This window comes from Chengkuizengella marina, assembly GCF_009910845.1.
GTDB classification, from domain to species: Bacteria; Bacillota; Bacilli; order Paenibacillales; family KCTC-33759; genus Chengkuizengella; species Chengkuizengella marina.
Genome location: NZ_SIJB01000044.1, coordinates 1 through 11264, shown reverse-complemented (window position 1 = coordinate 11264; position 11264 = coordinate 1). Strand labels below are relative to the sequence as shown.

Genomic DNA, 11264 nt, shown 5'->3' with positions numbered 1-11264 from the left:
AAATTCCCTGAGAAATCCAAAGTACCACCCCCTATTGATACGTCAATATTAGCTCACCGTTTTGATCTAAGTATCCCTGTATCTCTCCTGTTTGCGTTCTCCATGCATTCGGTGTGATTGCTGGATTTCTTTCACCCTTCTCTAATTTCACTAGTGGTTTACCTTTAATGGGTAACAGTAATCCTACCCCATTTTGACTTGTATCTATCAATCCAGTTTCGTTGTAGATACTTACAATTAATAGTTTTAACTCATTTTCATGCATGACTAAATTACCGATTATTCCAACCATCGGTTTTTGTAAAGTGGATATTCCATATTGAGTGATAAAGTAGTCTCTAAATCCTGATCCATTGACTTGAATAGACTTTCCAACATTCACATTTTTTGAGTCTGCAGCAAGTGGAATGTTTGCAAAACCAAATTCACCAAATACGTTTAAACTATCGTTTCCAACTCTATATAGAGGATTCATCCAATGGTGTACACCTTGTTTATCTCCCACTGCACTAGATAAGTCTGAAATTAATATATCTCCTAATTCAGACAATACCGTCACATCTTCGGTAGTTTCCAATGGTTTAGATACTGGCATATGATCATACCAAAGAGCCACATTATCCGTTATTCCTGTGCGGTAATCAGTAATCGGATATTCTAGCTTTATCTCCTTTGTTTCTTTACGTACTTTAACAATGTTTGATTTTATATAATCTACTTCTTCGGATAGTTCCACGTCTAGTTTGATATAGACGGTGTTTACAATCGAATCTGAGTTTGATCCTGCTGGATGTGTGCTCTGGACTAGGATGCGTACTTTTTGGTTGTTGGTGATCAATCGATAGATATCTGATCCATAAACAGATGAATTGCTTACTGTTATAGTTTGTGGTGAATCGGATGAGTGTTTATTGCCATCATAATTTGGATTCCACCAGTTTTTATTATCAACCCACCAATCGAGTACAACCCCATAAGCCAATCCAATCCCATCATCCCCTTCACCATACCCAGTCCATGAAACGGAAAGTTTACGAAGTTTATCTTTTAGCTCGAATAGGGATAGCCCTAAGTGGGATAAGTCGAATTCAAATACGTGTTGTGCGTAATTACCTTCTGTAGAGGTAGTATACGAATATAAAATCCCATCTAATTTACTTATTGAATTGTAATTTTCACTAGTATTTTCTGCTGTATAAGTTGAGGGATCATCTTGGGATGTCCTAGTTCCTCTGTAAAATTTATGAGGAACACTAACGTCATCCCCTACGACTTTTCCAAGATAGTTCAACGTGGTTTTTGATTTTCGTCCTTCGCTCCATGTTGGGTTAGGGTTGATGCCTTTTTCTAGTTTTAAGTTTCTTGCTTCATATGAAACGGTTCCACTCTCAGTACCAAGAATGTAAAAAACAAACCTAAATGCCGTATTTTCATTTGTTACAGTAAATGATCTTGATACCTTAGTCCATTCCGTGGGTAGTGTTCCACTATATAAATCAACATTTACATTTTCATTCCCCAATCTTAATTCAGTTCTCAATGCTGCATCTACATCACTAGCACTTCTGATTTCAGCAGACATTGTGTATGTTACATTTGGAATGACAGGTGTTTGAACCGCATGATACCATCCAGCCCCACTTGATCCATCAACTATAGATGTTTTTATTACTCCAAAATCTGATATTTCATTGGTCGCTTCATCTAGATGATTCTCTCTAAATGAATCTAAGTCAACAGGAAACGCTTGATGCTGAGTGAGTAAATTCTCAGTCATGACTGGAAACTGTTCTTCGGGAACAAGTACATCATATCCAAACTCAGATACATCGATTTGGATTTCAAGTTCTACATAATCTGTAGAGATGGTAGATGCGGTTACTCCGTCAGATGGATCAGTGTAGGCTAGGAAGTGGACGAAGCCGTTGTCGTCAACACGACTATTAGGATATATAGATGTCATAGAAATTTTACTAATTTCAGAAGAAGAATGACTCCAACTTGTTCCTCCATCTTGCCAAATGGAACTATCAGTAAGCCAAAAACTCCCCATAGCTTTATTCCCATTCGGACACTGACCATATCCCCACCAATTACAACCAATGCTTTTCAATCTATCCTTCGCCATCTGCACTTTATCCTCAATCGTCACGCAACCTTCAAAAAAACCTTCGCCTAGTTTGTCTTGGATGACTCGGATGATGTTGAATTTTAATGGTAACTTAGCCATATACCCATTTACTGTTGTAGTCGGACTATATAAATTCCCATCTAAAGAATTGATCTTTGTGTAATCTGCTTCTCCAGAAGTAATGTCATAAGGACTTAACAGTGTCGAGCTATAACCTCTCTCAGCTATATGTGGTACTAAATCCGTATCTCCTGCTGTTTTACCCTTAAAATTAGCCTTAACCGTCACAATACCATCATCAGATTTAATAAGCTTCTGTCCGTTCACTTCACATTCTAACACTTCCGTTGGTACATGTTCAATTCCATTCCCACCTACATAGTTAACACTATACTCAATCAAAATGTCTGCTGTGTTATCGCTTGGAGGTGTATCTATAGTATAGGTTGCTTCATAGGTTGCTAGATTCGTCCAAGTACCAAAAATACCATCTGCTTTGACTACAGGTGTTGATGTGTCTGCTGTGTTTTCTACTAAAAAATAACCCTTTAGCAAAGTTACATTCCCATGATCATATGTTAATGTTAATTTATTTTCTATTGAATTTACATCAATAACTCTTATAGTATAGCTTCCATATAAAGTACCATCTGATTTAGCCATCCTAAATATATCATTTACTGTAATCCCTTCTGTATTATTAACAGAAACTGTTACGGTGCTTCCAACCTCTGCTGCATCTTCAATAATTACAGCCAATGTTGTATCTGTATCAATCACACCACTAACAATACCGTCATAACCTTTAACCTTAATCGTATCCCCAACTGTCCAAGTACCATCAACACTTTGCGTCACTTTAATGTGTTTTTGTGGAGTAGATAATACATTTATTGTGTCGGTTACTCTTTGGCTAGTCTGAGCATCAGATAAGATGTATTTTTGTTCAGTTAGGTCAAAACGTGTATTGTTTTCTTGGTTAGCAACATCGTATGGTAGACACCATTTGCCTTGTGGAACGAATACAAGGTTAGGTTCACCTTCTGTTAATATTGGCTTCTCAAACTCATAAATTCCTGCTCCACTTGCACCATTTGTAGCGTACAAACGAATAAATTCTGCATTTGATTCTGTTGTGAAAGTATATAAATTTTTACTATACGTATAAGAAAGAGTCGTATCACTAGAATCTTTGGTATAAATATGAAAGGAGTCCCCTTTTGTATAAAACGTGTAAATTGTATTTGAAAGGCAAGGTATATCAATAGTAGAATGTTGATTATCCTCTGTCGCGTTTAATTTTAATTGGTATGGTACAATAATTTCTGCATTTCCATGAATATTCCACTTATAAAATGGTGGTACTAAATTCTCAATAACATTTGGATAACTATTCACATAAGGGAGTTTTTTCACTAATTCCTCACCTGTGAATTCAGGATCAACATTTATTTTGTTGTAGGTTTCTTGGTCTATTTCATAAAGACGCATCCCATTTACTTTTATCGTTTTTCCATCTTCTCCAACTTCAGTGCGGTTGTATACCCCTGACCATCCATCATCAATGGCACTTGCATTATGAAACTTTAAATAATACTTTCCGCTAGTTTCAAATTTTCCAGTCAATAAAGTAATATCGTTACTAGCCGCAATTCTCATTTCTCCCCTAGCTCCATCATTTACTTCTACATCAGCTATGAAAATATAATGCTGGTTTTCTCTCAGGTTTATATCGGAACGAAAAACACATCTAGACGTAGTAGGATCTGCACTGTGTGATGTTAACACCACACTGTTATACTCCTTTGAATTAGAAGGTTCAAAACTTATAGTATAGTCATAGCTACCATTCATCTTCGACCAGAGCCCCAAATCATTGTCTCTAAAACTAGCATCCCCTAGTATGTTCGTTAATTCCCTAGTAACTCCATCTTCACCCTTTACACTTACACCCTGTAACTTAGGCTCAACATAACTAGGAGCTTTCTCCAATCCAAAATACTCTTTTTTCATCTCAACATTTTCGTATTCCCCTGCTAAGAGTCGGTTAAATTCTTCATTCATGACTTTGTTGTAATCTACATCTGTAAGGGATACTTTGTGGCGTAGGTCGATGATGTCACGTTGATCTATGATGTTTGAGTATAGGTTGTCTGGGCGGTCTGATTTTAGCTTAAATAAATTATCTCCTATACTACTACTATGCAAATTTTGAATTGTTACCTTGTTATCTCCATCTTTGCTTAATATCTTTATAGGAACATTATTTAATCCTTCCGCAAGAAGAGTATCACCTACAACTATTTTTTCATAATCACTTGTAAAAGTAGATGCTTGTCGTACTTCACCCGATATGACTGAACCATTAGTAAGAATATCAATTTTGTCATAATACTCCCTAGCCCCATTCCCATTGCTGGCGCTATATCCTCCACTATTTCTACGTTTAATTCGAAACATAGGGATGGCATAGACGTATCCATCTGCTGTAACTTCTAATAGAGTAGTGCTAGGATCGTTACCTGTAATATATAAGCCAACATCTCTAAAGTTTAAGAATAAATCCGATCTATTAAATGAAATTCCCGAATCTATATTCCCACCACCTTGAGCTTGAACATTAGGGTTTCTAGAACTAGCTAATTTTGAAAAACCATCTGAATAATACTCCTCAAAATCCACCCCTGCAACTGTACGTGTCCTATAAGTCATTTCATTACTATCAACAGGAAAATAAAATTCCAAAAAAGCTAAATCTTCTCTACTACCTTCTGTTGGTGCTTCAGGCAAATCAAACTCTGTGCCTTCACAGATAGTGTTTAAGTACCCATTTACATTGACTACCTGGTCTTTTAACAGCTTAATTTTATTGGGTTCGCTTAAATCAAAATCACTTAGATTCAGAAACCCACTGTGTACAGTATTTCTAGTCGTTTCAGCTTGAGCGTCCTTTGCCTTTACTTCTGCTTGATCTACGAGTTCATCTGTATGGTTTTTAGCATTGTCTTCTGCTTGTTTAATGGCATCATCGACAGAATCAATTAATTCATTGTGAGCCTGTCTGTTCATATATTCATGTCCAAGTGGTTTAGGTAATGAATAGTTCTTGCTTTGCTCTGGCATTCATTTCACTTCCTTTTTTACTCTACTTTCAAAGTTTCGAACTCATTACGAGTTAAAATCATCAAGTCTATGTCATTCCAAGTAAAAGTACCTCGCTCTAATTCATTCCAAGTTATATACGTGAATTCAAATTCTATACCTTTATGTGCTGGCTTGATTTCCTCAATTAGATTCTGTAAATCTTCAAGGTTAGTAGGCACCCCACGTGTTCCTATAAATTTTACAATGATGGAATAAGGAGGATTGGGCTCCCCATTGGGATTTTCATATCTAACCTCTACTTGCCCATTCATAAAGGATTCAGCAACCAATTGTATGAGTTTAGAATCAGCTTTACCAAATCCTCGCCACTTGGATTTGATTACACTTCGTCTTTCTTCAAATGTTTTTGTTTTATCCGTTTTGATTTTTAATTCTTTCTCATAAATATCTAAACCCCATGTCGCTGTATCCACTGAAAGTTGACTTAACAAATCCTCTCTAGCTACATTCAGTTGGTAAAGCTCCTGCTCTTCAGCATTAAAAAGTTCTAAAAACACCTTGCTTTTACGCATAAAAATAGGAAGGTGATTAATCATCTCAGACAATGTTAATCCCTCCCAATATGGCCACTTCTGTTTCTCCAACACTTATGTTATTAAGCCCATTGTTAACAGTTAAATTTAGGTAGTCTTTAACCCCTTCACTTGTTAGTACAAGGTTTCCAATCATGGCATATGATACATATTCTTCATCAAAAGCAATTTGTTGCAGGTATTCAGTAATAGAATTAGAAACACTTTCTACAACATCAGATTCACTATATCCCACCTCTGTTGTAACTGAAAATTGAATATTAACTTCAATGGCTGTAGCTGTATCTATTGTTGCAAATGCTCCTATGGGTGCTTGCCCTTCCCCCATGCCTGTTACATCTGGATCTATATATTGCTGTACCTCATCAATAATATTTTGACTTGCAGGATGCATGTTAGAGTCTATAACCATTACTTTTACAGTGTTATCACCGTTCCATAATGGAAAAACCCTCGCATCTCCTACACCTGATACTTCTCTTGCCCAGTTGATATAATGAGCTTTGTTTCCACTTGTACTAGGTGTTTGGATTTTATCGTAATATCTTTCTAGTAACTCTGTATCAGATTCAGCTTCAAACCCATCTGCTGTAGGATTTGGATTGTTTACTGAGGTTATGCCGGCTATTGTTACAGGCACTAATGTAATCTGATTTGATGGAACATTTCCAACCTCACCTGGTTCTATGGATCTTATATTTACAATATCACTACCATTGATAGTTTTTGTTTGAGTTGATTCAAACTGTACCCCTGAATCTGTTTCAAACAAATCACCATTTGATATCTGTCCATTCCCTTCAACCGTTATATATCCTATTGCGTTAGTAGATGGCTTTCGTTCAATTCCTGTTCTCTCGTTAATCCTTTGTTCTAATTCATCATCTGATAAATTCTCTATGCTTAACTTACTCTCAACTTTATTTAACTCAGAATAAGCATTTTCAAATTCTATTGCTGCAGGTTTCGTTGCATCATAGATAAATGTCCCTACCGTTTTATCATAGTCATCACTGACATTGGTAAGCATTTCTTCATGAATTTCATTTCTATCCTTCAAATCATCACCTCCTGCTCTAACGTGCCATAAATACTATGGACACTAAAACTTATAGTTAACCATGATCCGGATTGAGATAATGAAAATGAATCCACTCTTGTAATGGAATCATTTTGCAATAAAGCCTCTTTAATCATTCGCTCTATTTCTGATTTTAGGAACTCAGCTTTAAATGTGGTCCCAATTAGGGAGTGGTGTTCACTTCCATACTCGGCATTATCATAAATAGAGGAATATTTTATGGTACTGAGCGCTTTTTTACACCATTCTTTCACGTATTCAACTTCTGTAGCTTCAACAAGTTTTCCACCTACTACTTTTAAGTCCCTTGTCTCATAATCCCATACGTATGTTTTATGCACACTTTCAACTTCATTTGTCTGTTTAATTTCAAATTCCAATGCTGCTATTTTGGGTAAACTCACATGCTCACCACCGTATCAATGACATACCATTTTTTAAGTTTATTGTCGGGCATCATCATGACTTTATCCCCCTTTTCTGCATGGCTATTAAAAAATGTTTTAGAAATGACTAAATGACGTGATTCCAAGATCACACTTTGACCATAACTTATACGCAATGGACTTGTGGAAATCACATTCCCTATGGTTACACCAATATAGTCTTGATTTTCTCTTTCCTTAAACATTTGAGCTAGTTTATCAATATTTTTCATTATGCAACACCCTCTGGTAATACTAATTCCAACTCCATCGTGTGTATTTGGTTTGACACTTGATGCTTTACTGAAACAATCATAAAACGATTATTAATACCAGTCACAGGTTCAACAACGTCAAAAAGACGACCTGATTTAAACCTTATGTCGCCCATTAGTTTTATACTTACTGTCTCATGAACTCTTCCAAGCTGTTTTAGTAAATTCTTCACGACCTGTCTACTTTTAGCTGCATCTTCTGCATCTATTTTTATGGTTTCTTCTATCAATCCATATCGTTCGATTAGTCCAGTATCTTCTGCTTCTGCTGTGATTTCGTATCCTGTTTCTTCATCATCCACAATTATTTTGATTCGATTTCGCATTTCTTCAATGCTTCGTTTACGCTGTGGATCACCGATTACATCAGTCACGTTAAAACTCAAATCTTCGGTTAATTGAAACTGTCCCTCAATCAACAAATCATTTCGCTTTTCAAGAAACAGATTTCCTTCTCTCATTTCACCATTGATGGCATACCCTTCATGTTTTTCTACTTTATCAATGATGTCCTGAATGACCTTACCCGGTGATTCTTGAATGTAGATTTTATCAATAATGGTCGGCATGGTTAGTATCGAACCAATTGAAATACCAAAATCATTTAATATAGTCGTAATGGCTTGTGTGGCTGATGTTTGATTAAATTGATACACTGACTTGGATTGACCTAAATACCATGAAAAATCACTCGCTCTGTAGGTTACTGCACCTCTACCACTTTTACTTTCATCAATCAGAATCCCTCGGAATATTTCACTATCGTTTTTTATCAAAATCACCATATCTCCCACATCGCAAGGGTTTTTGGGAAAGAAACGTGTATCACCGTTGACAACCTCAAACTCTAATGTGGATGTTACTGTAAATTCACTATCCCAAGAAAAACTACCTACTAGTGTAGTGATATCATATTGTACAGTGGATTTAGCTAGAGTTAACTTAAACACGTTAACCACCCACCCTTATGATAGGAAATTCACGCAAGGATAAACTGTATTCAATATCTTCACTTATTCCAACTCCATAAGTAAAATCATCAATTGTCACAGCCAAATTCACTGCATACCCTTTAGGGTTTGTATTTGCGATAATCAACCTCAATGGATATCTACGATCGCGCCATCGTTCAATCGTTTCAACATATTCCATTCCCCACAATTCACGTGACCTTAAGAATGGATAATCCGTAACAGGAAAAAAACTATCGATGCTCATTGTTTTATTGCCACGAGTACCAACCAGATTCAATTCCTGATTCATCCCTTCAAAACTATCATTATTAAACGGTGAATCATTCTCTAGTTTTTCAGGTATAACAGGTAATTCAATGACTTCTTCGTTGTTGTTTATAGATAAAAATATAGAAATCATTCAATTACCCCCTTTAGGTAAATAGTTTACGTTGAATTCTAGGAACCAGTTTGTCAGCAATTTCTTCTGCAGTTAGATCACTACCATTTATAGTAATGTAAAAAGTAGGTCCTCCACCCTTCGTTGATTTCATCGTGCTAGTGTTTTCTTGTAAGGCGGCTGTCATCCCTTTCAACACATCCGTATTTGTTTCAATCTCTGGTGGTGTAAATGGTTGATCTATTCCTGTGTTGTCATTCCCTTGAGCGTAATTTTTCCAAGTTTCATTTGTAACTGTCATAGGATCATCCATTGAAAATTTCGTTGCACCGAAACTCACTTCATCGAGTCCACCAAAAGCAATAGGTTTGATATTTACTCCGTGTATGTTATTTAATCCATCAATCATATTGTTGATAGGTCCTAGTGCCTTCTCAACCATCCAATTGATTCCTTTGACTACTGAGTTAGCCATCCATTCAGCACCTCCCACCATTCCATTCCATAATTTTTGACCAGCCATTTCTACTTTGTCCCAGTTTTTTACGAGTGTCACACCCACCGCAATTAAAGATCCAATAGCCATGACAACTAACCCTATTGGATTTGCATTGAGAGCTACATTTAAGGCCCATTGTGCTGCTGTCCATAGCGCTGTTTTCATTGCAATGGCTTTTGTGATCAGATTATAGGCTGTTAATGCCCCCACAATCCCCCAAATCACAGGAGAAATAAAAGACCAATTATCTGCGATAAAATGATAAACATAAGCAGCTCCTTCATACACCTTCAAAAAAGAATCTCTTAAAAAGTATAAAACCCCTGCGTTTTCTGCAATCACTTGTTTGATGCCATTAAATGCATTCAACATAAACGCTTTCGCGGTTGGAATATTATCAATCACCCATTGTATCCCACTGTTGAAATAAGGTAATGCAGGACCAATTAATTCAGCAGACATTCCCATTAATCCTGTTTTCAAATCCTTGATTGATGTTTTAAATTTCTTACTGTTTTCTATGGTTCTATCATCAATCACATTCGCTTTTGATTTCATCTTTTCTAGTTCTTCTGCTGTCATATTTAAAATCGGAACTAGTTCTTCACCAGTTGTACTAAGAAGTGCTGATGCTATCGCATTTCTTTTTGTGACATCCTCCATGCCTTGTAATGCGGTAATGGTTTCACTAAATATTTGCTCTTGGGATTTTAGTTTTCCGCTTGTATCCGTGACTTGGAGTCCTAACATTCCAAAAAACTCGGCTCCTTCACCGACCCCATTCGCTGCGTCCATTGCTTTTTCACCTAATGCGGCCAAGTCTCCATTCGCTTGTTCTGCAGAGTACCCAACCTGCTTCATGACATAATCCCACTGTTGGTACTCTTTACGAGTCATTCCCATGACTTGTGAAAATTTATCCACTTTAAAAGCATAGTCCATCATACTGTTGGTTAATGTTGCAAATCCAACTGCTGCACTTGTAGCTGCAACTGCTCCTGCCGCGGCACCTACTTTAACAGCACTCCAAGCACTGTTTGCAGATTGTTTTAGATTTCTTAAGTTCTTTTTATAAGTCACTGTCTCTTTACTAATCTTTTTTAAGGTCCCACTCACTCTATCTTTTAGGGATAACGTTTTGGATATATCTTTAGCTCCCATATCGCCTCACCTTCTTACACTTTCCATTTGTTATTTTCATCTTCCATGTATTGATGCATGGACTGGATCATAAATCGTTTTGTCATGAAATCTACATTCAAGAGAAATTCTATTGAAAATCCTTTGTGTAAGTAGTGATGAATAAAATAGATATCCTCATCACTACGAATTAGTTTTTTATTTCACGATCCACTTTTTGAACACCTTGACCATATCCTGCTAATTCTAAGACTTGACGACTGATGGTGGATACTTCTCCAGGTCTAAAAATGATGTCCACAATGTCGGTTGGTTCTACACAGCCAAATTGTTTTTGCAGTTCTTTATCCTTTAAATTGGGTTCAACCACACAGTGATATACAACGTGAGTATCGGCTTGATCACTTCGTTTATCATCTTGTGCCATTTCCAGTGCTTCCATTGCGAAAGCTCGACTTGGTTCTTCAATAATGATTTCAGCATCAACAGACTCAATATACAAAGTCATGGTCCGTTTCTTTCTCTTTTTCAACTGTTCCTTTTGTGATAGTAAATCAGCTATTGTTAATTTTTTACTCATGCAATACCTCTCCTTTTATGCAATTGTATCCACCATTTCATAATCACTAAATGAAAACGGGATCTCTTCTTTTCCTAGAGCT

At 36.5% G+C, this 11264-nt stretch carries 9 protein-coding genes; all 9 read right to left on the bottom strand.

All coding sequences use genetic code 11. The features are described 5' to 3' along the window. Positions 1-31: 31 nt before the first annotated feature. A complete protein-coding gene (locus ERL59_RS18445) occupies positions 32-5254 on the bottom strand; it encodes a carbohydrate binding domain-containing protein (protein WP_160647718.1) in 5223 nt (1740 codons plus the stop codon). A gap of 17 nt (positions 5255-5271) precedes the next feature. Then, positions 5272-5832, bottom strand: coding sequence for a putative phage tail protein (locus ERL59_RS18440; protein WP_235929951.1), 561 nt, complete (start codon positions 5830-5832; stop codon positions 5272-5274). A 1-nt stretch (position 5833) separates the two neighbouring features. Then, a complete protein-coding gene (locus ERL59_RS18435; RefSeq protein WP_235929950.1) occupies positions 5834-6889 on the bottom strand; it encodes a baseplate J/gp47 family protein in 1056 nt (351 codons plus the stop codon). After that, positions 6886-7314: a DUF2634 domain-containing protein gene (locus ERL59_RS18430; RefSeq protein WP_160647716.1), complete on the bottom strand. Its 429-nt coding sequence runs from the start codon at positions 7312-7314 to the stop codon at positions 6886-6888. The genes ERL59_RS18435 and ERL59_RS18430 overlap by 4 nt, the downstream gene beginning before the upstream one ends. After that, on the bottom strand, positions 7311-7568 hold the full coding sequence (locus ERL59_RS18425; protein WP_160647715.1) for a DUF2577 family protein: 258 nt from the start codon (positions 7566-7568) through the stop codon (positions 7311-7313). Before ERL59_RS18425 ends, ERL59_RS18430 begins: the two co-directional genes overlap by 4 nt. Further along, positions 7568-8560 carry an XkdQ/YqbQ family protein gene (locus tag ERL59_RS18420; protein WP_160647714.1) on the bottom strand — a complete coding sequence of 331 codons (993 nt, stop codon included), beginning with the start codon at positions 8558-8560 and terminating at the stop codon, positions 7568-7570. The genes ERL59_RS18425 and ERL59_RS18420 overlap by 1 nt, the downstream gene beginning before the upstream one ends. 1 nt (position 8561) lies before the next feature. Continuing rightward, positions 8562-8984 carry a hypothetical protein gene (locus ERL59_RS18415; protein WP_160647713.1) on the bottom strand — a complete coding sequence of 141 codons (423 nt, stop codon included), beginning with the start codon at positions 8982-8984 and terminating at the stop codon, positions 8562-8564. 13 nt (positions 8985-8997) lie between these two features. Beyond that, positions 8998-10623 carry a phage tail tape measure protein gene (locus ERL59_RS18410; RefSeq protein WP_160647712.1) on the bottom strand — a complete coding sequence of 542 codons (1626 nt, stop codon included), beginning with the start codon at positions 10621-10623 and terminating at the stop codon, positions 8998-9000. A gap of 169 nt (positions 10624-10792) precedes the next feature. Then, positions 10793-11182 (bottom strand): phage tail assembly chaperone, encoded by a 390-nt coding sequence (locus ERL59_RS18405; RefSeq protein ID WP_160647711.1) that lies wholly within the window; start codon positions 11180-11182, stop codon positions 10793-10795. Positions 11183-11264: the final 82 nt, after the last annotated feature.

Coding starts and splice junctions, on each gene's coding strand:
- ERL59_RS18410 (WP_160647712.1), bottom strand. CDS start 10,623: ATGGGAGCTAAAGATATATCCAAAACGTTATCCCTAAAAGATAGAGTG.
- ERL59_RS18405 (WP_160647711.1), bottom strand. CDS start 11,182: ATGAGTAAAAAATTAACAATAGCTGATTTACTATCACAAAAGGAACAG.
- ERL59_RS18425 (WP_160647715.1), bottom strand. CDS start 7,568: ATGAAAAATATTGATAAACTAGCTCAAATGTTTAAGGAAAGAGAAAAT.
- ERL59_RS18440 (WP_235929951.1), bottom strand. CDS start 5,832: ATGATTAATCACCTTCCTATTTTTATGCGTAAAAGCAAGGTGTTTTTA.
- ERL59_RS18415 (WP_160647713.1), bottom strand. CDS start 8,984: ATGATTTCTATATTTTTATCTATAAACAACAACGAAGAAGTCATTGAA.
- ERL59_RS18445 (WP_160647718.1), bottom strand. CDS start 5,254: ATGCCAGAGCAAAGCAAGAACTATTCATTACCTAAACCACTTGGACAT.